Source organism: Neisseria sp. P0019.S002, from assembly GCF_051957155.1.
Taxonomy (GTDB): domain Bacteria; phylum Pseudomonadota; class Gammaproteobacteria; order Burkholderiales; family Neisseriaceae; genus Neisseria; species Neisseria perflava.
Map to the genome: position 1 here is coordinate 515,432 of NZ_JBQCWS010000001.1, position 24,167 is coordinate 539,598.

Consider the following 24,167-nt stretch of genomic DNA (forward strand, 5'->3'; position numbering starts at 1 on the left):
AATGGAATTTTAAAATAGGCGAAACTCCGTCCTTTTATCGGCAAATTCTACCGTTTGATATTTTTGAGTAAATATTTTGCAAAATATTACTAAAATAATAATTGGGCAAGGGCGGATTTGCTCGTTCCGTCAACCCAATATTTTATTAACTTTTGGGAGTAATTATTATGGCATACTGTTACGGGGGGTATTATACTAGACCCCTGGTTAGTTCTTACTGCGCACCCGCGCCTAAGGCTTCCTACTCTTCTTACTACTGCGCTCCTGCAGCAAAATCTTCTGTTTCTATCGGCAGCATCGCTAGCATTGCCAGCGTCGGCGTGTCAGTAGTTAACGCGGTAACCGGTTTGGTTTCTGCTATTGCGGCTTTCTGCCCACCGGCAAAAACTCCTAACTACAAATGTGTTCCGGTTTGCCCACCTTACAACTGCGATCCAATCAAACCGATCCCATGTCCAAAACCACAACCTAAACCTCAGCCTAAGCCTCAACCAAAACCTGAGCCTAAGCCTGAGCCACAGCCAGAACCGCAACCAGAACCAAAACCACAACCAAAACCTGAGCCTAAGCCAGAACCGAAACCTGAGCCTAAACCAGAACCTAAGCCAGAGCCAAAACCTGAGCCTAAGCCAGAACCAAAACCTGAGCCTAAGCCAGAGCCAGACTGCAAAGACTGTGTTGACGACCATAACCAAAACAACTCATACGGTCACGAAGACAAAAACCCAGGTAATGTCATCCGAGCTGAAGACTGCAAAGACGGCAACGTTATCCGCGGTACTGATGCTAAAGATACCATTTATGGTACTGCTTGCGAAGACATCATCTACGGTGGTAACGGTACAGACGTAATCTACGCCGGTGCCGGTAACGACACCATTTACGGTGATGCCGACGGTGACTCTCTGTACGGTGAGGACGGTAAAGACTACCTGCAAGGCGGTGCCGGTAACGACTACCTGAACGGTGGTTCCGGCGCGGACATCATGCGCGGTGGCGACGGTAATGACGTTTACTTCGTTGACAATGTTAACGACCAAGTTATCGAGTACGGCAATGCACACGCCGGTATCGATACTGTCCGTACCGTTATTGACTACACGCTGACCGATCACGTTGAAAACCTGATTTTGCAAGGTATGCAAAACCTGAACGGTACCGGTAACTCTTTGAACAACAATATCGAAGGTAACGGCGGCAACAACCATCTGTACGGTTTGGCCGGCGACGACTGTCTGGTTGGTAAAGACGGTAACGACTACCTCGACGGCGGTGTCGGCAACGACATCCTGATCGGCGGTACCGGTAACGACACTTACTTCTTCGACAAAGGTTACGGTCACGATACTATCCGTGAGGAAAGCGGTAATGACACCCTGTTGTTCGGTAAAGGTGTTGCAGCTTCTGACGTATTGCTGAGCAAATCAGGTGCTAACCTGACTGTTTCTGTCGGTACTAACGACAGCATCACCATCGACGACTGGTTCACCGGTAACGATCACAAAGTTGAAAACTTCAAGTTTGCTGACGGTAGCACTTACCAAGTAACCGGCCACGGCGACTACTACTCTCTGTCTGCTGTGAACCAAATCCAAGATCAGACTCAAGCTTCTGTAATCTGATAGGATGGTGATTTTCAGGGTTCTTACCTGAAATCAACGGATAAGGCCGTCTGAAACCAAAATATAAGGTTTCAGACGGCCTTTATTTTGTAAACAATCTAACGAAAAGTTCCAAATTGGGCTAAAATACCGCATTCTTCTGTCTACCAAAGAGATACTCGAAATGTCTGAAATCAGCTTGAAAAAAATCTACTCCGGCAAAGTACGCGATTTGTACGAAATTGACGATAAACGTATGTTGATGGTTGCTTCCGACCGCCTGTCTGCATTCGATGTGATTTTGGATGACCCGATTCCGGGTAAAGGGGAGATTCTGACGCAGATTTCCAATTTTTGGTTTAACAAACTGGCTCATATCATGCCTAACCATTTTACCGGTCAGACGGTTTACGATGTTTTGCCTGAAAACGAAGCCAAAGTTTTAGAAAAACGCGCCGTTGTGGCTAAAAAGCTCACTCCGGTGAAAGTAGAAGCTATTGTGCGCGGTTATCTGGCTGGTAGCGGTTGGAAAGATTATCAAAAGACAGGCTCTGTTTGCGGGATTCAACTGCCTGAAGGTATGCAGGAAGCACAACAACTGCCTGAAGTGATTTTTACGCCATCGACCAAAGCCGCAGTTGGCGATCATGATGAAAACATCAGCTTTGAAGAATGCGAACGCATTATCGGAAAAGAATTGGCGGCGGAGGTGCGCGCTAAAGCGATTCAGCTTTATACAGAAGCGGCCGAATATGCGAAATCTCGCGGTATTATCATTTGCGATACCAAGTTTGAATTTGGTTTGGATGAAGAAGGTACGCTGACTTTGATGGACGAAGTATTAACGCCTGACTCCAGCCGTTTTTGGCCTGCAGACCAATACAAAGTCGGCACCAATCCGCCGTCTTTTGACAAACAATTTGTCCGCGACTGGCTGGAGCAAAGCGGTTGGAATAAAAAAGCGCCTGCGCCTAAAGTGCCTGCCGATGTGATTCAAAAAACAGTCGAAAAATATCAGGAAGCATTGACTTTGCTGACTCAGGATTGATTTTTAAGTTTGAAGGCCGTCTGAAAAGGATATGTTTCAGACGGCCTTTTTATTGTATAAATACTGGATTTTAAGGATGGTTGCCTTTATAATCGAGAGTTGTTTTCAGTGCCTTAAAGGCCGTCTGAAAGCTTGTTTATAACCTGCCGCACGGTCTGAAACCCTAACTATGCACATTCGGATTTTAGTGTGCATTATTAGTGTTTTAGCAGTGCGGTATTTTGAAAGGAACAATGATGTTCAATAAACACGTTAAGACCTTCCAATACGGTAATCAAACCGTTACTTTGGAAACCGGCGAAATCGCTCGCCAAGCCGCTGCTGCCGTTAAAGTATCTATGGGCGACACCGTTGTTTTGGTTGCCGTTACCACTAACAAAGAAGTGAAAGAAGGCCAAGACTTCTTCCCTCTGACTGTCGATTACCTCGAGCGTACTTACGCAGCAGGTAAAATCCCCGGCGGTTTCTTCAAACGCGAAGGCAAACAAAGCGAAAAAGAAATCCTGACCAGCCGTCTGATCGACCGTCCGATTCGTCCTTTGTTCCCCGAAGGTTTCTACCATGACATCCAAATCGTAGCGATGGTCGTGTCTGTTGATCCTGAAATTGATTCTGACATTCCTGCAATGTTGGGTGCGTCTGCCGCGCTGGTGTTGAGCGGCGTACCGTTTGCCGGTCCGATTGGCGCGGCACGCGTTGGTTATGTAAACGGCGTATACGTTTTGAATCCGACTAAAGCCGAATTGGCTAAATCACAATTGGACTTGGTTGTTGCCGGTACTTCTAAAGCCGTGTTGATGGTGGAATCCGAAGCCGACATCTTGTCTGAAGAAGTGATGCTGGGTGCGGTTGTTTACGGTCACGATCAAATGCAAGTGGCCATTAATGCCATCAATGAATTTGCCGACGAAGTCAACCCGGAAGTTTGGGATTGGAAAGCTCCTGAAACCAATGAAGAATTGGTTGCAAAAGTACGCGAAATTGCCGGTGAAACCATTAAAGAAGCGTTCAAAATCCGTCAAAAACAAGCGCGTTCTGCCAAGTTGGACGAAGCTTGGAATGCTGTGAAAGAAGCGTTGATTACCGAAGAAACCGACACCTTGGCAGCCAACGAAATCAAAGGCATTTTCAAACATTTGGAAGCCGATGTTGTCCGCAGCCAAATTTTGGACGGTCAACCGCGTATTGACGGTCGCGACACCCGCACTGTTCGTCCGTTGAATATTCAAACCGGCGTATTGCCGCGCACTCACGGTTCTGCACTGTTTACCCGTGGCGAAACCCAAGCTTTGGCGGTTGCAACTTTGGGTACTTCACGCGATGAGCAAATCATTGATGCGCTGTCCGGCGAATACACTGACCGCTTCATGCTGCACTACAACTTCCCTCCATACTCTACCGGTGAAGTAGGTCGCGTAGGTGCGCCAAAACGTCGTGAAATCGGTCACGGCCGCTTGGCTAAACGTGCGTTGTTGGCCGTATTGCCGGAACCTGAAGATTTCAGCTACACCATGCGCGTGGTTTCTGAAATTACCGAATCCAACGGCTCTTCCTCTATGGCTTCCGTCTGCGGCGGCTGCTTGAGCCTGTTGTCTGCCGGTGTGCCTTTGAAAGCACACGTTGCCGGTATCGCCATGGGTCTGATTTTGGACAACAACAAATTTGCCGTCCTGACCGACATATTGGGCGACGAAGACCACTTGGGCGATATGGACTTTAAAGTAGCCGGTACAACCGAAGGTGTGACCGCGCTGCAAATGGACATCAAAATCCAAGGTATTACCAAAGAAATCATGCAAATCGCTTTGGCTCAAGCCAAAGAAGCACGTTTGCACATCTTGGATCAGATGAAAGCCGCCGTTGCAGGCCCACAAGAGCTGTCTGCACACGCGCCACGCTTGTTCACCATGAAAATCAACCAAGACAAAATCCGTGATGTGATTGGTAAAGGTGGCGAAACCATTCGTTCGATTACTGCTGAAACCGGTACTGAAATCAATATCGCTGAAGACGGTACCATCACTATCGCTGCGACTACTCAAGAAGCAGGCGATGCAGCGAAAAAACGTATCGAAGAAATCACTGCCGAAGTGGAAGTGGGCAAAGTGTACGAAGGTACTGTGGTTAAAATCCTCGATAACAACGTTGGCGCGATTGTCAGCGTGATGCCGGGCAAAGACGGTTTGGTACACATCAGCCAAATCGCCCACGAGCGCGTACGCAATGTCAGCGACTATCTGCAAGTAGGTCAGGTTGTGAATGTGAAAGCATTGGAAGTAGACGATCGCGGCCGCGTACGCCTGTCTATCAAAGCTTTGCTTGAAGCTCCTGCTCGCGAAGAGAAAGCAGCTGAATAATTTGATTGTTCAAGCTTGAAACAAAAGGCCGTCTGAAAATTTCAGACGGCCTTTTGTTTATTTGAATGATAAATTTAAAAGTGAGTTTGCCTTTACTTTGATAAAAGGGATTACTACAATGTTTGTAATTTAATAAATATATTCATTTCTTAAGGAGTATGCAATGAATGCTACACAATTAATCAGTCGGCTGACGCAAACCGTCGGCGAAAAATATATCATCACAGACCCGGCAAAAACTGAACAATACCGTCAAGGCTACCGTTTTGGCGAAGGCAAGGCGCTGGCGGTTGTCCGTCCGGGTACGGTTTTGGAAATGTGGCAAATCTTGCAGGCGTGTGTTGAGGCTGATGTTATCGTGATTACGCAGGCCGCCAATACCGGTTTAACTGGCGGCTCGACTCCTGACGGCAATGATTACGACCGCGATATCGTGATTGTGAATACCATGCGTCTGAACATCATTCAGCCGATTAACAATAACGAACAGGTTGTCTGCCTGCCCGGTTCTACCCTGAATCAATTGGAACTGCTGCTGAAACCTTTAGGCCGTGAGCCGCACTCAGTGATCGGTTCGTCCTGTATCGGCGCATCTGTATTGGGTGGCGTATGCAATAACTCCGGTGGTGCATTGGTACAGCGTGGCCCGGCTTATACGGAAATGGCCCTGTTTGCACAAATCAACGAAGAGGGTAAGCTGGAGCTGGTCAACCATTTGGGCATTGATTTGGGCGAAACCCCTGAAGAAATTTTGACCAATCTGCAAGGTTTCCATTATCAGAAAAAAGACATTGTTCAAAATGCAGGCAAAGGGCATGACCATGCTTATTGCGATCATGTCCGCCAAGTGAATGAACCGACTGCCGCCCGTTTTAATGCCGACCCTGCGCGTCACTACGAAGCATCAGGTTGCGCGGGCAAGCTGATGGTGTTTGCCGTACGCTTGGATACTTTCCCGCAAGAAAAACAGACTGCCGTGTTCTATATCGGCACCAATGATATTAATGAGCTGACCGATATTCGTCGTGCCGCTTTGAGCGAGTTTAAAAACCTGCCTATTTCCGGTGAGTATATCCATCGTCATGCTTTTGATATTGCTGCCATTTATGGTAAAGATACGTTTTATATCATCAAGACGTTCGGTACCCACCAACTTCCGAAACTGTTTGATCTGAAAGCCCGTGTGGATAGATTCAGCAAAAAGATAAGTTTCTTACCAAAACACTTCTCTGATAAATTCATGCAACTGATCAGTAAAATTTTGCCTGATCACTTGCCGAAATCTATGCGCAACTATCGGGATAAATATGAACATCACCTGATTTTAAAAATGGGTGGCGAGGGCGTAGAAGAAGCGCGTGCTTTCTTGAAGGAATATTTTGCAACCCATGGCGGCGCATTCTTCGAATGTAATGCCGAAGAAACGCAGGCGGCCATGCTGCATCGCTTTGCTGTGGCTTCTGCCGCGATCCGTTACCGTTCTGTACATGATGATGAAGTAGAGGATTTGGTTGCACTCGATATCGCCTTGCGCCGTGATGATCGCGATTGGTTTGAAACACTGCCGCCTGAAATCGACAATAAAATCATCCATAAATTGTATTACGGACATTTTATGTGTCATGTGTTCCATCAGGACTACATCATTAAAAAAGGCAACGACTGTATGGCTTTGGAACATGAAATGCTCCATCTGCTTGACCAACGCGGTGCGCAATATCCTGCCGAGCATAATGTCGGTCATCTGTATGAAGCCAAGCCCGAGCTGAAACAGTTCTATAAAAAACTTGACCCGACCAACAGCTTCAACCCCGGTATCGGTAAAACCAGTAAGAAGAAAAACTGGGTAGAATAAAGCATAGTCAAAATAAAGGCCGTCTGAATTTTTCAGACGGCCTTTTTATATGCTTGCTTATCAGAACAAGTTGCTGACAAAAATCAGCAGAATCACCAACGGTACGAGGTATTTTACATAGGCAAACCAGATATTGACGGTGGTATGGTTGCCTTTGTAGAGCAATTCGTCCTTCGCTTCATCTTTCATCACGAAGCCGACAAACAAGGCAGAGCCAAGCGCGGTCAGCATAAACAGGATGTTGCCGCTGATATAGTCAAAGGCATCAAAAATGTTTTTACCAAACACGGAAATATCTTTCCACGGGCCATAGCTCAAAATAGACGGAATGTTGCCGAAGATGAAGATGGCAGCCAAGACAATCGTAATCGCGGCTGCGCGGCGGATTTTGGTTTTCTCCTGAATGGTTGTAATCAACACTTCATAAATGGTAAGAGAAGTGGTCAGCGCGGCAATCAGAAGCAGTGAGAAGAAAATCACTGCAAACACGGGGCCTGCCCACATATTGGAGAACACGATCGGCAGGCTTTGGAATACCAGCGTCGGGCCTGAGTTAGGGGCAACGCCAAAGCTGAAGAGGGAAGGGAAAATCATAAAGCCGGCCAATACGGCAATCAAAGTGTTGGTAATCGCGGTAATCACTGCCGTCTGAACCAGATTTTCGTTTTTATCCAGATAGCTGGATAACGTAATCATCACGCCGAAACCCAAGCTCAAGGCGAAGAATACTTGTCCTAAAACGAAGACGAACAGTTCGGCTGTAATTTTGCTGAAGTCAGGTTTCAGATAGAAGGTAATGCCTTCCATTGCGCCCGGCAGGGTAACGTTGCGCACGACCATGGCAATCAGGAACAAAAACAGCAAAGGCATCAGGTATTTTGCCGCTTTTTCAATACCGCCGATCACGCCTTTGACCAAGATCCATTGGTTCACAACCACAAATAGGAAAGTGTAAAAGGCAATTTCCCAAGGGCTGTTTTCGATGTGTTCGGTAAAGAAGCTTTTGGTGACTTCGCCAGAAACAGGGCTGGAAATGTCCAAATTACCGCCAATGATATTAACGATGTAGCTTATGACCCAGCCGCCGAGTACCATGTAATAGGCCATGATGCCGAATGCGCCGAGCAGGCCCATCCAACCGACCAACTTCCAAACTTTAGCAACGGGTTTGCCATTCATTGTGCCGCCAAACGCATCCAGCGCGTTCACGCCTTTACGGCGGCCGATGACGTTTTCCACCAAAATCATCGGAATACCGATGACCAGCATGGCGATACAGAACAGAAACACATACGCGCCGCCGCCGTTTTCACCGACCAAATACGGGAAACGCCAAGTTGCGCCAAAGCCGACAGTCGCACCGGCAACGGTAAGGATGTAAGTCAAACGGTTGGACCAGGTTTGACGGGGTTGATTGGAAGACATAAATACTCAGATGCATAAAAATAAAGACAACATTTTACCGCAAAGATTTAACGAATCTTGACTAAAGTCTGAAAAGAAAATTAGTTAAAAAAACCATGTAATGAAGAATTTTTAGTGGGTTTCTCTGGTTTGCTTGGTATTGAAACCTGCAAACAGAGAATTTGTCTGAAGCGATACGAATGATTGAAAGAGCCCTAACGATAAAGGCCGTCTGAAAAGTGGGATATGGGAAAGGGTTGTTGTGAGGATATTGGATAGCACTAAAGTGTGCTTTCAAGTATGTCGGCAACAAAGATGGTATTTCTCTAAGGCTGTCTAATAATATTCTGTAACCTTAGCTTGGGTAGTCGCCGATAGTTTTTCTTTCTATAAAACGATTTGTCTGAAATTGGAACGGCACAGATTAATGCGGAAGAGACGAGAAAGAGAAAAGGGATAATGGCAAGTTAATGAATGGGAGATGAGGTTTAGTAATGATGGCTTTTTTAGATGAGAAAGGCCGTCTGAAAGTACGCCCGCTTGGTTGCCAAATTTTAGATAAAAAAAAACCATCTATACTAAGGGGAAAGTATAGATGGCCAAACACATTACGGGGAAAACGTCTTACTCACTTACTCACTTCTTTCGAAGCAAGTGTTACTCAGACAGGCGAATTATACAATAGTTCAGTCTTTACAGTGTTAAATTCTGTTAAATAAAAATAATAAAGCTTAGATGTTTGATTTTAAATAAATAAAAAAATCCATATTGTTTAAAAATTGATCGAAAAAATTTGGAATTTTTTTAGATTTGGATAAATTTCCATTCTCCGGCGGCCAAATCATCGACATTCCAGTCGCCGAATTTCTCACGGTGGAGCTGCTCGACACGGTTGCCTGCGGCTGCAACCATGCGTTTGACCTGATGGTATTTACCCTCGGTAATGGTCATCATCAATGTGGTTGGGTCGGTCAATACTGCTTCGGCCGCGGCGACGGTTTCATTATCATCATGCAGGAGGACGCCGTTTTTCAGCGCAGTGCAAAGGGTATCGTCGGCTGGATGTTTCAATGTGACACGGTAGAGCTTCGGAACTTTGTGTTTGGGCGAGGTAACGCGGTGGTTAAATTGCCCGTCGTTTGTAATCAGAATAATGCCGGTTGTGTCTGCATCCAAGCGGCCGACTGCCTGCATATCGATATTGCGCATGTGGTCGGGAAACAGGCTGAAGATGCTTGGATATTGCTGGGGTTTGTGAGAAGTCTCGTAATCTGAAGGCTTATGAAGCAGAATGTAGAAATAGGGCATGGGGACGGCGGCAATTTCTTCGCCGTCAACAGACAGGGTGTGCACTTGAGATGGGTCAATATCGTCTTTGGCACGATTATGAATTTCGCCGTTGATGGCGATACAGTCATTGTCTATCAGCCATTGGCATTGCTTGCGGCTGCCGAGGCCTTGCGATTGGATGTATTTGAGCAGTTGCATGGTTGAAAAGTAGGAAATGTTCAGACGGCCTTTATTGTACTGGAAAACCGGTGTTTAGGCCGTCTGAAAAGTAGGGGCAAAAAAATCGCCCCTTTAAAATGTTAAGGGGCGCAAAAGGAACACAAACCACTACCAAAAACTGTTACAAGGCAAATTCTCCTATTTGATGTGTTGCCGGATAAAGTGCTTTCATCAAGTCATGTGGTGAAAGCGAGAAATCTTTGCTGTTTGTCGTCAGACGGCCTTGCTGCGGCGTCAGCTCAAGCAATCGGGCGTTTGCCGACTGGATAAATTTGTTTTTCGTGCGCTGCATTTTTCTTTGCAGGGCGGAAACAACGCGGTTGTACAGACTGTCTTTTTGCTTGACTTCGCGTGTATCGGCAACCCAGCTCAAGCGTGTATTGCCGTCTTCATCTTCAATCAGCAGGATGCCGGTTTCTGATTGGGGCGATTTGCCCATACAAGGGAGCCAAACATAATATCGGCCATCTAAAGTAATGAATACTGCGTCGTGTACTTCGCACTCATCGCAACACTTGGTGGCGATTAAAGAGCGGATGGCTTGTTGGTGCAGTCTCAGAATATCAAGGGAGACTTGCTTAAAAATACTTTCGGGCATTTTCTTCTCCTTTCATTCTGTTGTGCGGTTATTTCGTTTCGATGGGTTGTATTATACGGAGATTTTTTAAATTTGCAAATGATAATTGTTCCTATTATTCAAATAATAAGTAAGGTATTAATTATTAAAGAAATTAAATTTAAAAAATTTTGTAGAAATTGGGTTTTCTACTTAAAAATACAGTAATAGATGGCCATTAAATGCAAAAAGAATAAAGGCCGTCTGAAAAAATCCAGCTATAAAAAGGCATTTCAAAAGCAGCTAAAGTTTTGCTGACTATACATTTCAGACGGCCTTCAGTATGATTCAAGGCATTTTGATAATTGCAGAAACCACCAACCATGAGCCAACGTCAGATTATCCTCGATACGGAGACCACGGGTCTTTATCCTGAAAACGGCGACCGTCTGGTCGAATTTGCCGGCTTGGAAATGATCAACCGCCAAATGACCGACTCCAACCTTCATTTATATGTCCACCCCGAACGCGATATGCCGGAGGAAGCGGCGAAGGTGCATGGTTTGACGATTGAAGTATTGGAAGCGAAGAATGCGCCGCCGTTTGCCCAAGTGGGTAAACAGATTGCCAACTTTATTCGTGGCGCAGAGCTGATTATCCATAATGCTAAGTTTGACGTCGGCTTCCTGAATATGGAATTCCGCCGCATGGGACTGCCTTCTATTGAGGAACTGGGTTGTAAAGTCACCGACACGCTGGCCATGGCGCGTGAAATGTTCCCGGGGCAAAAGGCAAGCTTGGATGCGTTGTGTAACCGCTTTTCCGTTGACCGCAGCAAACGGGTCTTGCACGGCGCGCTAATCGACTGCGAGCTTTTGGGTGAAGTCTATCTTGCCATGACGCGTCAGCAGTTCGATCTGATGGGCGGCGAGACGGAAGAAGAGGGCGAAGTCAAAAAAACCGTTATTGCGGAAACCAAACGTACGTCGCAGTTGAAAGTCATCAAAGCCAATGCGGATGAGCTGGTCGCACATGAAAAATATTTGGACGACTTGGGCGAGGCGTGTGTATGGCGCAAGGCTGAAACGCCTGATGAGGCCAATGCCGGAGCGTCAGCATGATGCGCCGCAATATCGCTTTGATTCCTGCTGCCGGTGTGGGAGCGCGATTTGGTGCAGGAAAACCTAAACAATATGTTGAAATCAATGGTAAAACCGTATTGCAACATACCATAGAAATCTTTGAGCAACACCCCCGCATAGATTTAATTGCCGTTATTCTTTCGCCGGAAGATTTGGTTTTTCAGACGGCCCTGTCTGAGAAAGTACGCGTCTTTCGAGTAGGCGGCGCAAGTCGTGCCGAAACGGTACGCAATGGTGTGTCCGCTTTATTGGAGCAAGGTTTGGCCGAGGCGCAAGATAATATTTTGGTTCATGATGCCGCGCGCTGTTGTCTGCCTGCTGAAGCGTTAACGCGTTTGCTTGATGAGGCGGGCGAGAGTAATGAGGGCGGTATTTTGGCCATACCGGTGGCTGATACGCTCAAGCGGGCAGACGGCAATCATCATATTGATGAAACCGTTGCACGCGCAGGATTGTGGCAGGCGCAAACGCCGCAGCTTTTTCAGACGGCCTTGTTACATCGTGCTTTATCGGTTGATGATTTAAGTGAAATTACGGATGAAGCATCAGCGATTGAAAAACTGGGTATCCGGCCGCGCTTGGTGCAGGGCGATACGCGCAATTTGAAATTGACGCTGCCGCAAGACGAATACATTGTCAGATTGTTGCTCAAGGCCGTCTGAACAATCAAAACCCATTATTTAAGGAAACAAACATGAATATCCGTGTCGGACAGGGCTACGATGTCCATCAGTTGGTCGAAGGGCGAGATTTGATACTCGGCGGCGTAAACATTCCGTTTGAAAAAGGCTTGCTGGGTCATTCAGATGCCGATGCGCTGTTGCATGCGATTACCGATGCCCTGTTGGGTGCGGCCGGTTTGGGCGATATCGGCAGCCATTTTCCCGATACTGCCGCCGAATTCAAAGATGCTGACAGCCGTGTGCTGTTGCGCGAGGCTTATCAAAGCGTGCAGGAGTTGGGTTGGAAGGTGGTTAATGTCGATACGACTGTGATTGCGCAAAAGCCAAAACTTGCGCCACACATTCCGGTAATGCGCGCCAATATTGCCGCAGATTTGGGTTTGCCTGAAAACTGCGTGAATATCAAGGGCAAAACCAACGAAAAACTTGGCTATCTGGGACGGATGGAAGCCATTGAAGCGCAAGCGGCAGTATTGCTGATTAAAGCCTAAGAGCTTAAAATTACTTTATTATTCAAACTGAAAGACTGACAACATGGCAACTCAAGACGAACTCAAACGTATTGCCGCCGAAAAAGCGGTGGAATTTGTTCCTGAAAACGAATACATCGGTATCGGTACCGGCTCTACCATCAACTTCTTTATCGAAGCTTTGGGTAAAAGCGGTAAGAAAATCAAGGGTGCCGTGTCTACTTCTAAAAAATCCAGCGAGCTTTTGGCAAAATACGAGATTCCTGAAGTTTCACTGAATGAAGTGATGGGTTTGGCGGTTTATGTTGACGGCGCAGATGAAGTCAACCACGCGTTGCAAATGATTAAAGGCGGCGGCGGTGCACATTTGAACGAAAAAATCGTGGCCAGCGCATCCGATAAATTTGTTTGTATTGCCGATGAAAGCAAATATGTTTCCCGTTTGGGCAAATTCCCATTGCCGGTAGAAGTGGTTGAAAATGCCCGTTCGCTGGTGTCGCGCAAACTGCTTGCGATGGGCGGACAGCCTGAGTTGCGTGTCGGTTATACCACTTTCTATGGCAATCAAATCGTCGATGTTCACGGCCTCAATATCGACCAAGCCCTGAAAATGGAAGATGAAATCAACAAAATCACCGGCGTACTCGAAAACGGTATTTTTGCCCGCGATGCCGCCGATGTGTTGGTTTTGGGTACGGCAGAAGGTGCAAAAGTCATCCTGCCTTGTCAGGATTAATGGAGATTAATCAATCTTAAAGGCCGTCTGAAAGTGCATCAGGTCTTTCAGACGGCCTTCAATTTGGCAAAATATGCAAATCAGTAAAATTATAAAATGGTTGCCTGTTGTTTTATCCGTGTTGGGCGCACTTGGTTACAGCTCACGCGATACCGAGTTGATTCGTACAGGGGTAAGCGTTGCTGCAACATTGGCACAAGGCGACAATATCGGTTTGGAAAAGGTCAATGAATGGCTGGGAGAAAATGTCGTCAAAGCCACATCTGACACCAAAACCGAAGCTGAACCTAAGCAAGAACAGAAACAAAAACAAAAGTCATCGCGACAAACTTACACATACAACGGAAAAATCATCAAAATCCATGATGGTGATACCGTGCACATTATCGATAGCGATGGCCGAAAACACAAAATCCGTATGGCTTATATTGATGCACCGGAAATCAATCAGGCTTATGGTACGCAATCACGAGACAATTTGATTGATGCCGCATTGAATAAAAAAGCCAAAGTGCGCGTATTTGAAGCCGACCGTTACCAGCGCGAAGTTGCCCAAGTATCAGTCGGCACGATTGACTTGAATTTAATGCAAATACGGGATGGCGCCGCATGGCATTATGAAAGTTATGCCAAAAAACAACAAAGTAAAACCGCTTACACCGACTATTTGGCAGCACAAAAACAAGCCAAGGAAAAGCGTAAAGGCTTATGGAAAAAAGACAATCCGCAAGCGCCTTGGCAATTTCGCCGCCAAAACCACGAGCAGCAGAACGGTGATAAAAAGCAGTCTGATAAACAATGGTTCGGGATTTGGTAGGTTTTAAGAAAGAGGCCGTCTGAAAACTTTCAGACGGCCTTTAATCATCAAGGTTTAGTATAAGATAAGAATGAGTGGCAGATTTCTGATTAGAGGGTAATAGAAATAAAAGTGTGGTGTAATATTTTTAAGAAGGGCAGATATGAAAAAAGACACCGTTAGCTGGTGTCTTTAGTATCTGGCAGATAGGAAGGGATTAGGTTATTTATATAACCTATTAATATAAAATAGATTATTTAATTATATTTCTGAAATAACAAATAGAATAACAAATAAACTTTTTAGAAAAAGGCCGTCTGAAATTCAATTCAGACGGCCTTTTCATCGCTTTTTCCGCTTCTTTTCTGCTTGCCAAATTGCCAAGCGGCGGCGGTGTTGATTGTTGTTTCTTCTCACTATTTACTTTACCTCTAGTCCTAGATATTCATCACGCAAACGGATTACCTCATCGCGTTTAAACAGATTATCCCGACCAACTAGGCGCGGCTTTGGAATCAAACCGGCGCGGCGGCGGTGCCAAATGGTTGTTGTTGATGGCGGCTTCTTGCCCGGCAACGTCCATAACTCTTTTACTTGTTCCAATGTAATAAACTCATTCATTTTGTCATCCTCAATCAAAGCGGCGATTGAATCGCTCAGTATTAGTACGGGCGGCTTTCGCTTTTGCGAGTGCGCTTTCTACTGTGTCATAGGTTGGCGGCGTATATCGGCGCGGCTTATGCGCGACCTTATCCGCCGACAAGTCAAATTTCGGTTCAGAAGGTGTCAGGCCACTTGTCAATGGCTGGCTGGCACGGTCAAGCAGCGTGATGTATTCACGATATAGGCGCAGGCGTTCGGATGCGCGCTCAGATTGCTTGGCAGCAACCTCCTGCTTGGCAATCACGCGCTGCATGAACTCACGGCTCATTGGCGGCCGCTTAGCTGCCGCCCATGCCTTCACATCATCGGCGTATTCGGCGCGCAGGCTGTCTGAAATTCTCCAATTGCCAATTTGAGTTGCGGAAATTCCTTTTTTCCACATCATCCATTCTTTAATTTCAGCCTCCTCAATATTCGGCTTAGTTGGACTTCCCCAAAAAATCGCCGTTTCCGGCTCATTTTTAATTTCCGTACACTTATTGACACGAGTCCAAGCGGCGGCTGAGCCGCCGATTTTCTTAACCTCCCAAGTGTGCACACGACTGATCTGTACCTCACCCGTATCTTTCTCATACACACCCATTGTAAAAGGAGCAGGCACTTCTCCGTATTCGTTGACCACGCCCTCAGCGGCTTCTTCCTTATAGAGACCCAAAGGAATATCCTCACGTTTGACCACTTCGCCGCCCAACAGACGGACAAATTCAGCCCAGTCGCCACGGTCGGCAGCACGCTGAGCCAACATCAAAACACTGTCATCATCGGTCGGCACAATACGGCGCAACTCACGCCAAATCGTTACCGGCACACCGCCAATCTGCTGAAACTGGCGTGTACCGTGAATAGAAGCCCACGCATCTACACGCTCAGCAGTCGTTGCCATATCCAGCAGCTCTTCAGACTCAAAGTCAACGCCCAAGCTCTCACCGGCGTTGTTTTTACCATCAATATTTTTCGCAATATATTTAGCGATATAGCCAGCCGCACTACCACGCGCCCAGTTGATGCTTTCAAAATCAACACGCGCCGCCGCCTTGCTTTGTCGCCAAAATTTAAAATACTTACGCGACCAAAAATCAACCTCCGTTTTCAAACCGGCCTGAATTGCTGCGAGCGATGGCGCACTGCCATTCTTCTCCAACAGATGCTCGCGAATACGGCGCGCCTCAGCCGCCGCCTCTTTTTTACTGCCAAAGTAGCGCAAGCCCAGCTCTTCACGGTCTTCACGACAGCCATGTTTCGCGACCACGCGGCGAAAATCATCACGATGCTTAGCCTCCATAAACAAAAGGCCGTGCCAGTGAGGCGTACCATCATGATGAGGCTCAGCCACCCTAAAACCATAAACCTTAATATCCATACGTCCCAATTCAGCGCGAATACGCGCCCATACCTTATTTAAATATTTGACCGCCTCGCGTGGCGTATCCCCATTGAACTTCTCATTACGCTTACCAAAGTGATGGAATGCGTGAAACTTAGAAGGGCAGGTCAGCGTAAAAAACTCGCCCACATGGCCTTTAAGTTTGGCAATCTCCTCAAAGCCGCGAATACGCACCATCAGCTCAGCACGACGGATGGCAGGATTAGACACCCCCAACGCGCTCAGCTCATCGAGCGTAAACTCTTGACCCAATTCATTCACAGCAGCCATATGCGCCAACAGACCGGCATTGCGTGCCTTTTGAGACTTACGGCGGCGTAAGCCATCATTACTCACATACAGACCCGTTTTGCGAGAAACGCCGCCAACCTCACGCATTAAATTTTCAGCCTTACGCGCAATAGAACGGCGAAGCTGGCCGCGCCAAAACTTCTCATTTTTCAGACGGCCTAAAATGCCTTCAGGCTCCTTACCGTCAAACACACTCAGATCCAGCCCATAGTCGTTTACAGCCTTTTTCAACAAACCCGGCAGGCCGTAGCCAATGCGCTCATACTGCATAAACGACTTAACCGCAGCATCAGCCAAGCCGCAGATTTCCTCGTCTGTCGCATCAAGACCAATCCCACGCAGCGCATCTGGCAACTGAACAACCTGACCCAACCATCTATCGGCACGGATAAAAGCATTGAACATCTCACTGCCCGAACGCACTTGGCGCGCCCATTCAGCAAGCACAAGCGGACGAATTGCCGACGGCAAGACCGACAGCAACTCATCACGCTCAACCTTATTCAACAAACCAACGTCCATTTATCCCACCTGTTTTACTTAAGGCCGTCTGAACCATTCAGACAGCCGCCCAACATCACAACTCAAAGTCACTATCAAACGCCTTCGCCATATCCCGATAAAGCAGCCATACCCAAATCACCGCGAATACAGCCATCACACCGATAAAAGCAAAAACACACAACAACCACCAAATCAAAACAGCCCACATCATTTCTTACGCTCCACCATCCAAAACCGAACACCCATCACATCATCTTCTTCCACAAGCCGCGTTACATACCCAACATTTTCAACCTTATTGAATTTGCACCACCGCTTAAAAGCCCCAGTTAACTGATCACGCGTTCGCTTTTGCGATGCCGGCGAATTCACCGCCACAAAGAAACTGTCTCCGAATTTCATCTCATCAAACGGATAAGCACATTTCCCCTGACTTACCGGCCCAATCGGAATACCACTCTCAACAACAAACCTACTCATGCTCCACCTCCGCATCGCCCAATGTATAATCAATCCCAGTTTCCGCCCAACGATACGCCTCAGCCTCCTGCAAACGCGCCGCAACATCCTGTGGAAACACCTTAACTTCTTCCTGACGGCCTGCAGCAACCCAATACCCCACCGCCAACACAATCAGCACCATCAAACCAATCGCAACCTCAAGCTGCTTTCCCCGTTTGCCCATTACCATTTTTAAACTCCATTTTGTTTTTAAAATCATCAGCGACAGGATTTACACCCAACCGCCTTGCCGCATATTTCGCACGGCCCAACTTATCGTCCAACTCAACCAAATAACTGCTCAGCTCCGACAGCCTTAACACATCCTGCTTCAAACTAAACACCACATTCTGCTGATTGATTAAATCGCCCAAACGCTTGATTTCCCTTGCCAGCTTTTGAATATCCTCAACCGCCTGCGCCTGACTCGGACTCAACAACCAAGACCTCAAATCATCTTCAGACGGCCCAGTCATGACCGGCGGCACACCTTGACGACCCAACAGCGCATCACGCTCAAGCGCAGCCATAACAGGCGCATTTTTCGACTTAGCGCGCGCAATCGTCTTACCCAAAACCATCATCCGGCGCGCATGGTCTTTGTCTTTCCAAACCCTGACCACCTGCGGCGAAACACGCCAACTTGCCGCCTCCGCCACCTCAAGCGGCAGAATCTTTTTCCTGTCTATCACTTTCGGCTTAACCAACATCACAATCCCCTTTCAGACGGCCTAACAGTCAATCAACAGCGGCTGCATATTGCCTTCCATTTCCTCAATTTCCGCCACATCCAAAGGCGGCGGCGCATTACCATAAAGCGGAGAGGGCGGCGAAATCGTCCTGATAATTTCCGTAGCCGCCACGCCAGTCCAACCGCACGCAGCATTCAGGCACTGCACCTGAGAATTACGCAGATTGCTTGTTACCTGCTTACTGGATGCCACCTTGCAGCGGCTGCCACAACACGGACACAAAATCTGAATCCGCATATTTCCAAAATTACTTTCCGACCGGCTGATAGAACGATGCTTACTCATACCCGCCCACCTTAATTTTTTCAGCCACATCCTCAACCGCCGCCTCATACGCATTCATGAAGAAATCCGCATATTCAGCCGCCGCAAACGCGATAAATTCAGGCACAGGCATACGCTTCACACGAGCCGCCTCTTCAATCAGGCCGTAATCCTCAGCAATGCGTACCAACTTCCACACTTCCTCCTGCTCATCGACCTCATCAAAAAAGCCGCCGGGCTGAGCCTGACCGGCCTCAAAAATCGCCTTCAACTGAGCCTGCTGAACATCTGACAAATTGATAACACGAACGCTTTTGCACATAAGACTTTCCTTTAGTATTGGTTTGAATGAATAGGAATGCCGACTGTCCGGCGGGTCAAACGTCTATCCGCTTTGTCATAACCCCGTTACAATGTCATTTCCAGTAACCATAAACGGAGTAATTAAAATGAGACTTTCCGAATTTGAAGTTTTACAACTTGCAGCTACTTTAGCTGCTCCCTATGCCGACCGTTATTCAGTTGATAATGAATATGTTGAACGTATGTTCCACATTGCCGAAGCCATCAAACGCAAACTTAATGCACAGCAGCCAAAAGGGAAATTTGAAGTTTCTTAGCGATTAAGTGTTTTTGACGCTACGGCATAACCCGCCCTGATTGCTTCATCACGCTTGATGATGTGCAGTTTTTTGCCGTATTTGAGGCGGTTGATATAGCGCAACTGCATTTCCAATGCCTGAACGCGGACGGTGATTTCTTCAACGGGGCGGTCAGGCATTCTTGCCAATTCAGCGGCAAGGTTTCTCAGCTCTCGCAGGTCGTCATTGAACAAGCAACCGTATTTGCGGTCTTTTTTGGTGCGGATATAGGCGCGTTGTGCGCAGGCTACTGCTGCTGCTTCTGCTTGCTTTGCTTTTGCCGATTCATATGCACTTCCGATCCATCCCTGCCATGCGTAATCAATGCTGGCATCTACATAGTAAACATCACCGTCATCAACATCGGTCTTCAGGCGATCTCCCTCGTTGCGAGCCTTGCACCATTCCTCAAATTTTTTGCGTTCTACATCTTCTTTCACTACGATTTCTTTCATTTTTCTGCTCCTTATTTAGCTGGTTACGCCGTCTGAAATTTGTTTTACTGTTTTAGTCTTTCCGTTAAAATCGATTCGCATTTATCACTCAACGGAAACACTGTTATGGAACTTAACGACTACCTGAAACCTCAAGTTCAGGAAATTCTCGACCATCTGTACACCGAAGAATCAGACGGTATCGAAGAAGTTCGGGACGACGGCGAGCTGTATTTCCAGATGTATCAGAAGGCTGAAGCCATGTTTGCCCTGGACGTTGCCCTGAAGATTCTCGAGCGCACGAGCGGCGGTATTGCGGATTTTCGGCAAGAACTCGAGCGATTGTGGCAACACGGCTCTTCCGATCTTCAGCGCAGTCTTGCTGAAGCAGCACTGCAAGACTTTGACGGCAATATCCTGCCCACACGTCCGGACGAATAGACACGCCGCCTCTGTCCAACGCCGATTTCATTTCACCCAAAGCCATGTGTATCATGGCTCTTCTTCTTGCGCGGATATGGGCTTGCGCCGTCAAAACCGCTTCGATTTCCTGCTCCGTCATCTTTTGCTCCTTGTTCGGGTTTAGCGGCGGATGCCGTCTGAAAGTTTTGGGGTGCGGACGGCTTGAAGCGCGTCCGCGATTTCCTTAAGATTGAATCTCTCACCAAACAACCTTAAGGATTTAAAAATGTCTCAAAAAATCACGCACGAGGAATGTCTCGAACTTCAACGCCCGCTTGCCGAGGCATACAAGAAATACCGCACTCACGCGCTTGTCCTATATGCCTTGATTGACAAGTTTCCGCAGCTTCACGGCGATATACGACAACTGACGGAACACATTTCGGTGCGGACACAAGACGAATCCGAAAAGGCGTATCTGCAAGGGCTGCTTCAAAAACTCGATTCAAATCCGCTTCCGACACATCATCCGGAATAAAGCCTAATATCTGAACCCCGCGCCCCATGCCCAAGCCATCGCAAAACTTCTGCACTTCCCAACGCATGGCGGCGCATCGCATACCCGCCAAAATGAACGGGCGGTCTTCCTTGTAGAAACCGCTCCTCCATTCGCCCGATTCCGCGCGGCGGCTTAACGGGTAATACTGCGGATAGGTTTCTTTCAACCAGCCCCGAATATCGGAGTATCTTTTCGTCGTCTGCTCTGTCATTTTTTTGCTCCGTTTTCAGCAAAAGTAAATTATAAAAATACGTCTGGTCTTAAATCTTCGCGTCGTACGCCATACCCCAGTTTTTCAATTTCTACCGCGATTTCAGCAGGCATTTTGTTTCTTCCTTTTACCCAACTATTTACAGTAGAACGTTTTTTTCCAAGCTTTTCGGCTAATGCCGCTTGACCGCCAGCAGCTTTAATTACTTTTTCCAGATGATTCATGACATCTCCTTAATTTAGAGAAAGTATATTTTAAATAACCTTAAAAGTAAACTTTTAGTAGCCGTTTTTTGTCTATTTAAAATTTACAATGCTGAAAACATGGAGAATTTTATGACTTACGATTTGGCAAAATGGGCTACTGAGGCAAGAAAAGCAGCAGGGATGACTCAAGAGGACTTTGCACTTGAGCTTGGCTTCTCAACAAAAGCCAGCGTTAATGCAATCGAAAAAGGACGAAACAAGCCAACATTTGAAACGATGGTAAAAATATCTGAAATTTCAGGATTCCCTTTGCCTTATCAGGAGACCTTCCCAAAAAAATTACTACCTAAAGATTCAGACGACCTTGCTGACGACCGCGTACGTTTTGAGCGGCTGGACGTGGTTGCCGCGCTTGGAGACGGCTACATCAACAACGAAGCAGTGGAGGTGGTCGATTTCGTTCATGTAGATAAAGAATGGGCGCGCGAAAAACTCGGCGGCAACCTCTCCCGTATCCAAGTCATCACGGCACGCGGCGATTCCATGCAAGGCACCATCGAGGACGGAGACGTGCTGTTTGTCGATACCTCCGTCCACTCATTCGAAGGAGAGGGCATTTACCTCCTATCCTTCGCAGACGGCCTAAAAGCCAAACGCCTGCAAGCCTCCGTCGGCGGCGGCCTGCTCGTCATCAGCGACAACCCGTTATACAGAACGGAAACCATCGAAGGCGATGGACTGGAAAAATTAACCATCTGCGGCAAAGTGCGCGGCGCATGGCATTTGTCGGGATTTTGATTTGAAGTTTGAGAAGCGGCTCAGCACACAGTAAGCTTTAGAATGTGCGGCCGCTTGATTTTGGAATATTTAGTTTTATCAACCAATCTTAGAGAAAACGAAGGGAAACTCACATGATGTTTATTATTGGAATTTTGCTGTTTTTGCTTGGCCTAGCGATGGCGGTGGCCGGATTTATCGGGATTTTTGCGCCGAAGCTCTTGAAGGACAGAAAAACTGGCGAGATTCATACGCGCGGATTTTGGGCGAAGTCGCTGGCGTTGGGTCTTGCCATGTTTGTCGGCGGTGCGCTGTTGATGGGCGATGACGACGAGGCGAAGCAGACGGCGGCGGATACCAAAGCGGAAACGCTGCAAGCCGATGACAGCGCTTCTAAGCCTACCAGCGAGAAAGGTTATGATTTGACCATCAACACGCCGAAAAAAGAGCTGCCCATCAGCTTTGAAGAGCTGCGTAAACGGATCAACAGCCAAATGGCGCGTTTTGATTACCCGAAAACCAAGCCTATCCCGAAAAACGCCCAGCCAACCGGAGAGAAAGACTCGGTTAATCTTGTTTATCAGCATACTGCCTCCGAAGGCTTAAGCATGATTATCTCGGCCAGCCCTGAAAACAAAAAACCGCGCGGAATACTCATTCTTGCCGCGCCAACCAGCGAAGGTGACGGCGCAGAATTGCTGGGCTTGTTTGGGAAATCCATCGCCATCTTGACTGCGCCTATTGCCGACGACGCGGCAAAAAGTAAGGAGTTGTCCGCAAAACTTCTAAAAATGAGTGTCAAAGCGGCAGAGGATTTCAACAAGAACCCGGAGGAACAGGCCAAAGATTCCTACACTGAAGACGGCATCACTTACAGCATTGCTATCACGCCCGGCCTGCCTGTTATGTTTAGTTTGTCGCTGGAAGAATAATAAACATGATAGTCGGACTTTTCGAATTGACCGTATAGACGGCGGCGTTGTCAAAACACGCACCGGCGAAGTGTTTTATTTATCAGCCTTGATACAGACAGGGATCGCCTGATTTTAGATGTTGTATTTTGGGATATTGAATGGCAATCTTATTTGCAAAGTGCGACATTTTTTCTAGTTCTATAATGCTTTTTTTCATGAAAGCATTGAAATCAACTTAAAAGTTTACTATTATGCCAGAAGTGATATATAAGGGGCTCCGATACTCTTGTGTCTTATCGGATAAGGCCATGAATGAAATTGGCTTTAATAGGAATGATATAGATTTCCCAAAGAAGATTTGTGGCGAGGATTCAAAAGAACTATTAGCTCGTATTGTTCGTTATTGCGATGGAATACCTCTAAATGAACCCTTAGAATTGAACAACGAGGGGCCTTATTTTTGGGCGATTAAGACGGCGAGACCAGAAAGCCTAAGAGCTTATTTTTTTCATGATGAAGACTATAATGGTGAAAATATGGTTATCACTCATTTCATCAAGAAAACAACTCAAAAATTAACCCTAGAAGACAAAACTAAAATGAAGCTTATTAGGGATGAATATATCCGTAACGGTGGAGTTTGATTATGAATATGCCAATCTTGAATCAATTATTTTCTCGTTTTGATTTTCGCAAGAAACATAATCGTATGGATTTGAATATTCAGGCGGTTGATTTGCTGCGCCAAGCATTGGAAAGCAAAAATATTACAAGGACAGAGATTGCTCAAAAACTGGGAATCTCTATTCAAGCAGTTTCAAAAACACTGTCTTTATCGGAAAAGAATCTAGAGTTGAATACGATTGCAGACATTGCGACAGCGCTGGATATGCAATTTTCTTTAGAATTGGTAGATGATCCACACTGTGTATCTGTGACAGTAGCGACTAATCAGGAGAAGCTTAGTTATAAAGTTGATAGAACTTCCCTTGAATACAGTAAATTTTTTGTAAAAGATGGCGTTTCTATTTCTTCTGATTCTGCCTCAAGTTGTTGCAAATCTTCCTTTGAATTGGAGCCAGCATGACTATTACCCTAAATAATTTTTCGCTGCTCAATATCGGTGTTGATGCTGAAGATTTTGCTGATTTTCCTGGCATACCTCCTCTTAATATTATGGAAAATCTTCGACTCGAAACACAAGGTTATCGTATTGCCATAGATTCACCGAGTATAGAGATTCGTTGCCAGGCTAACTTTCAATATATTATTAATCCCGAAACAGAAGAGTCATGCACTGTTACCATAAAAATGGTTTATACTGCTGCATTTGATATTGAATCTAAGAACGACGTTGATTTGCACGCTATCGGTGATGACCCCGAAAAATTGAAAGTCTTGCTCAATCTGACAGCTAATGCTGTACGTTCTAAATTAGATTTATTTTTGTTTGGGCTCGGCATCCACTCTCGTCATTCTTTAGGTAAGTATAATATAGACTTCTAAT

At 46.6% G+C, this 24,167-nt stretch carries 31 protein-coding genes; 18 read left to right on the plus strand and 13 right to left on the minus strand.

Annotation, left to right across the window (positions count from 1 at the left end; translation table 11 throughout):
* Positions 1 to 167 precede the first annotated feature (167 nt).
* The 4 genes from ACTHTY_RS02515 (at position 168) to dld (ending at position 6,861) form a co-directional block, all read left to right on the plus strand.
* Positions 168 to 1,622, plus strand: coding sequence for a calcium-binding protein (locus ACTHTY_RS02515; protein WP_440366356.1), 1,455 nt, complete (start codon positions 168 to 170; stop codon positions 1,620 to 1,622).
* Positions 1,623 to 1,785: 163 nt separating this feature from the next.
* Positions 1,786 to 2,649 carry a phosphoribosylaminoimidazolesuccinocarboxamide synthase gene (locus tag ACTHTY_RS02520; RefSeq protein ID WP_440366357.1) on the plus strand — a complete coding sequence of 288 codons (864 nt, stop codon included), beginning with the start codon at positions 1,786 to 1,788 and terminating at the stop codon, positions 2,647 to 2,649.
* Between the two features lie 233 nt (positions 2,650 to 2,882).
* The gene (pnp, locus tag ACTHTY_RS02525; RefSeq protein ID WP_107697060.1) at positions 2,883 to 5,006 is read left to right on the plus strand and encodes a polyribonucleotide nucleotidyltransferase; all 2,124 of its coding nucleotides are present in this window, start codon (positions 2,883 to 2,885) and stop codon (positions 5,004 to 5,006) included.
* Between the two features lie 163 nt (positions 5,007 to 5,169).
* The gene (gene dld / locus ACTHTY_RS02530; RefSeq protein ID WP_440366358.1) at positions 5,170 to 6,861 is read left to right on the plus strand and encodes a D-lactate dehydrogenase; all 1,692 of its coding nucleotides are present in this window, start codon (positions 5,170 to 5,172) and stop codon (positions 6,859 to 6,861) included.
* Positions 6,862 to 6,921: 60 nt separating this feature from the next.
* On the opposite strand, the gene ACTHTY_RS02535 is transcribed toward dld, so the two are convergent.
* The 3 genes from ACTHTY_RS02535 to ACTHTY_RS02545 all read right to left on the minus strand — a co-directional run bounded on the left by ACTHTY_RS02535 (position 6,922) and on the right by ACTHTY_RS02545 (position 10,372).
* On the minus strand, positions 6,922 to 8,286 hold the full coding sequence (locus ACTHTY_RS02535) for a sodium-dependent transporter (protein ID WP_440366359.1): 1,365 nt from the start codon (positions 8,284 to 8,286) through the stop codon (positions 6,922 to 6,924).
* A 783-nt stretch (positions 8,287 to 9,069) separates the two neighbouring features.
* On the minus strand, positions 9,070 to 9,753 hold the full coding sequence (locus ACTHTY_RS02540) for a 16S rRNA pseudouridine(516) synthase (protein ID WP_440366360.1): 684 nt from the start codon (positions 9,751 to 9,753) through the stop codon (positions 9,070 to 9,072).
* Between the two features lie 142 nt (positions 9,754 to 9,895).
* A complete protein-coding gene (locus ACTHTY_RS02545) occupies positions 9,896 to 10,372 on the minus strand; it encodes a hypothetical protein (RefSeq protein WP_049348077.1) in 477 nt (158 codons plus the stop codon).
* A gap of 341 nt (positions 10,373 to 10,713) precedes the next feature.
* Between ACTHTY_RS02545 and dnaQ the strand changes: the two genes are divergently transcribed.
* From dnaQ to ACTHTY_RS02570, 5 genes are all read left to right on the plus strand, one after another.
* Positions 10,714 to 11,451 carry a DNA polymerase III subunit epsilon gene (gene dnaQ, locus ACTHTY_RS02550; protein ID WP_440366475.1) on the plus strand — a complete coding sequence of 246 codons (738 nt, stop codon included), beginning with the start codon at positions 10,714 to 10,716 and terminating at the stop codon, positions 11,449 to 11,451.
* Complete coding sequence (ispD, locus tag ACTHTY_RS02555; protein WP_101755496.1) at positions 11,448 to 12,134, plus strand: 2-C-methyl-D-erythritol 4-phosphate cytidylyltransferase; 687 nt, start codon at positions 11,448 to 11,450, stop codon at positions 12,132 to 12,134. The genes dnaQ and ispD overlap by 4 nt, the downstream gene beginning before the upstream one ends.
* Positions 12,135 to 12,166: 32 nt before the next feature.
* The gene (gene ispF / locus ACTHTY_RS02560) at positions 12,167 to 12,646 is read left to right on the plus strand and encodes a 2-C-methyl-D-erythritol 2,4-cyclodiphosphate synthase (RefSeq protein ID WP_440366361.1); all 480 of its coding nucleotides are present in this window, start codon (positions 12,167 to 12,169) and stop codon (positions 12,644 to 12,646) included.
* Positions 12,647 to 12,689: 43 nt separating this feature from the next.
* Positions 12,690 to 13,361 (plus strand): ribose-5-phosphate isomerase RpiA, encoded by a 672-nt coding sequence (gene rpiA, locus ACTHTY_RS02565; RefSeq protein WP_003679072.1) that lies wholly within the window; start codon positions 12,690 to 12,692, stop codon positions 13,359 to 13,361.
* A gap of 73 nt (positions 13,362 to 13,434) precedes the next feature.
* Positions 13,435 to 14,178: a thermonuclease family protein gene (locus tag ACTHTY_RS02570; RefSeq protein ID WP_440366362.1), complete on the plus strand. Its 744-nt coding sequence runs from the start codon at positions 13,435 to 13,437 to the stop codon at positions 14,176 to 14,178.
* A gap of 399 nt (positions 14,179 to 14,577) precedes the next feature.
* On the opposite strand, the gene ACTHTY_RS02575 is transcribed toward ACTHTY_RS02570, so the two are convergent.
* The 8 genes from ACTHTY_RS02575 to ACTHTY_RS02610 are packed head-to-tail and all read right to left on the minus strand — an operon-like array spanning position 14,578 to position 18,838.
* Positions 14,578 to 14,778: a hypothetical protein gene (locus tag ACTHTY_RS02575; protein WP_295697299.1), complete on the minus strand. Its 201-nt coding sequence runs from the start codon at positions 14,776 to 14,778 to the stop codon at positions 14,578 to 14,580.
* A 10-nt stretch (positions 14,779 to 14,788) separates the two neighbouring features.
* Positions 14,789 to 17,017 (minus strand): replication endonuclease, encoded by a 2,229-nt coding sequence (locus ACTHTY_RS02580; RefSeq protein ID WP_440366363.1) that lies wholly within the window; start codon positions 17,015 to 17,017, stop codon positions 14,789 to 14,791.
* 55 nt (positions 17,018 to 17,072) lie between these two features.
* Positions 17,073 to 17,210 (minus strand): hypothetical protein, encoded by a 138-nt coding sequence (locus ACTHTY_RS02585; RefSeq protein ID WP_315115103.1) that lies wholly within the window; start codon positions 17,208 to 17,210, stop codon positions 17,073 to 17,075.
* Complete coding sequence (locus ACTHTY_RS02590; RefSeq protein ID WP_295697306.1) at positions 17,207 to 17,479, minus strand: hypothetical protein; 273 nt, start codon at positions 17,477 to 17,479, stop codon at positions 17,207 to 17,209. Before ACTHTY_RS02590 ends, ACTHTY_RS02585 begins: the two co-directional genes overlap by 4 nt.
* Positions 17,472 to 17,684 (minus strand): hypothetical protein, encoded by a 213-nt coding sequence (locus tag ACTHTY_RS02595; protein ID WP_440366364.1) that lies wholly within the window; start codon positions 17,682 to 17,684, stop codon positions 17,472 to 17,474. The genes ACTHTY_RS02590 and ACTHTY_RS02595 overlap by 8 nt, the downstream gene beginning before the upstream one ends.
* Positions 17,659 to 18,210 (minus strand): hypothetical protein, encoded by a 552-nt coding sequence (locus ACTHTY_RS02600; protein WP_440366365.1) that lies wholly within the window; start codon positions 18,208 to 18,210, stop codon positions 17,659 to 17,661. Before ACTHTY_RS02600 ends, ACTHTY_RS02595 begins: the two co-directional genes overlap by 26 nt.
* Positions 18,211 to 18,231: 21 nt before the next feature.
* Entirely contained in the window at positions 18,232 to 18,537 is a 306-nt protein-coding gene (locus tag ACTHTY_RS02605) for an ogr/Delta-like zinc finger family protein (RefSeq protein WP_440366366.1), read from the minus strand.
* Positions 18,530 to 18,838: a hypothetical protein gene (locus tag ACTHTY_RS02610; RefSeq protein ID WP_440366367.1), complete on the minus strand. Its 309-nt coding sequence runs from the start codon at positions 18,836 to 18,838 to the stop codon at positions 18,530 to 18,532. Before ACTHTY_RS02610 ends, ACTHTY_RS02605 begins: the two co-directional genes overlap by 8 nt.
* 127 nt (positions 18,839 to 18,965) lie before the next feature.
* On the opposite strand from ACTHTY_RS02610, the gene ACTHTY_RS02615 reads away from it, so the two are divergent.
* On the plus strand, positions 18,966 to 19,136 hold the full coding sequence (locus tag ACTHTY_RS02615; protein ID WP_440366368.1) for a hypothetical protein: 171 nt from the start codon (positions 18,966 to 18,968) through the stop codon (positions 19,134 to 19,136).
* Here the strand turns inward: ACTHTY_RS02615 and ACTHTY_RS02620 are convergent.
* Positions 19,133 to 19,612 (minus strand): hypothetical protein, encoded by a 480-nt coding sequence (locus ACTHTY_RS02620; protein WP_440366369.1) that lies wholly within the window; start codon positions 19,610 to 19,612, stop codon positions 19,133 to 19,135. The two genes, ACTHTY_RS02615 and ACTHTY_RS02620, sit on opposite strands and share 4 nt — an antisense overlap.
* 105 nt (positions 19,613 to 19,717) lie before the next feature.
* On the opposite strand from ACTHTY_RS02620, the gene ACTHTY_RS02625 reads away from it, so the two are divergent.
* The 3 genes from ACTHTY_RS02625 to ACTHTY_RS02635 are packed head-to-tail and all read left to right on the plus strand — an operon-like array spanning position 19,718 to position 20,531.
* Positions 19,718 to 20,032: a hypothetical protein gene (locus ACTHTY_RS02625; RefSeq protein ID WP_440366370.1), complete on the plus strand. Its 315-nt coding sequence runs from the start codon at positions 19,718 to 19,720 to the stop codon at positions 20,030 to 20,032.
* 53 nt (positions 20,033 to 20,085) lie between these two features.
* On the plus strand, positions 20,086 to 20,241 hold the full coding sequence (locus ACTHTY_RS02630; RefSeq protein ID WP_440366371.1) for a hypothetical protein: 156 nt from the start codon (positions 20,086 to 20,088) through the stop codon (positions 20,239 to 20,241).
* A gap of 38 nt (positions 20,242 to 20,279) precedes the next feature.
* Positions 20,280 to 20,531: a hypothetical protein gene (locus tag ACTHTY_RS02635; protein WP_440366372.1), complete on the plus strand. Its 252-nt coding sequence runs from the start codon at positions 20,280 to 20,282 to the stop codon at positions 20,529 to 20,531.
* A 261-nt stretch (positions 20,532 to 20,792) separates the two neighbouring features.
* Here the strand turns inward: ACTHTY_RS02635 and ACTHTY_RS02640 are convergent, their stop codons facing one another.
* Positions 20,793 to 20,987, minus strand: a complete 195-nt coding sequence (locus tag ACTHTY_RS02640; protein ID WP_440366373.1) for a YdaS family helix-turn-helix protein — start codon at positions 20,985 to 20,987, stop codon at positions 20,793 to 20,795.
* A gap of 111 nt (positions 20,988 to 21,098) precedes the next feature.
* Here ACTHTY_RS02640 and ACTHTY_RS02645 point away from each other — a divergent pair, with 111 nt between their 5' ends.
* The 5 genes from ACTHTY_RS02645 to ACTHTY_RS02665 all read left to right on the plus strand — a co-directional run bounded on the left by ACTHTY_RS02645 (position 21,099) and on the right by ACTHTY_RS02665 (position 24,166).
* Positions 21,099 to 21,767: a S24 family peptidase gene (locus tag ACTHTY_RS02645; RefSeq protein ID WP_440366374.1), complete on the plus strand. Its 669-nt coding sequence runs from the start codon at positions 21,099 to 21,101 to the stop codon at positions 21,765 to 21,767.
* A 113-nt stretch (positions 21,768 to 21,880) separates the two neighbouring features.
* Positions 21,881 to 22,678 (plus strand): hypothetical protein, encoded by a 798-nt coding sequence (locus ACTHTY_RS02650; protein WP_440366375.1) that lies wholly within the window; start codon positions 21,881 to 21,883, stop codon positions 22,676 to 22,678.
* A 290-nt stretch (positions 22,679 to 22,968) separates the two neighbouring features.
* Positions 22,969 to 23,304: a hypothetical protein gene (locus tag ACTHTY_RS02655; protein WP_440366376.1), complete on the plus strand. Its 336-nt coding sequence runs from the start codon at positions 22,969 to 22,971 to the stop codon at positions 23,302 to 23,304.
* A 2-nt stretch (positions 23,305 to 23,306) separates the two neighbouring features.
* Positions 23,307 to 23,747 carry a helix-turn-helix domain-containing protein gene (locus ACTHTY_RS02660; protein WP_440366377.1) on the plus strand — a complete coding sequence of 147 codons (441 nt, stop codon included), beginning with the start codon at positions 23,307 to 23,309 and terminating at the stop codon, positions 23,745 to 23,747.
* Entirely contained in the window at positions 23,744 to 24,166 is a 423-nt protein-coding gene (locus tag ACTHTY_RS02665; RefSeq protein WP_440366378.1) for a hypothetical protein, read from the plus strand. Before ACTHTY_RS02660 ends, ACTHTY_RS02665 begins: the two co-directional genes overlap by 4 nt.
* Position 24,167 lies beyond the last annotated feature (1 nt).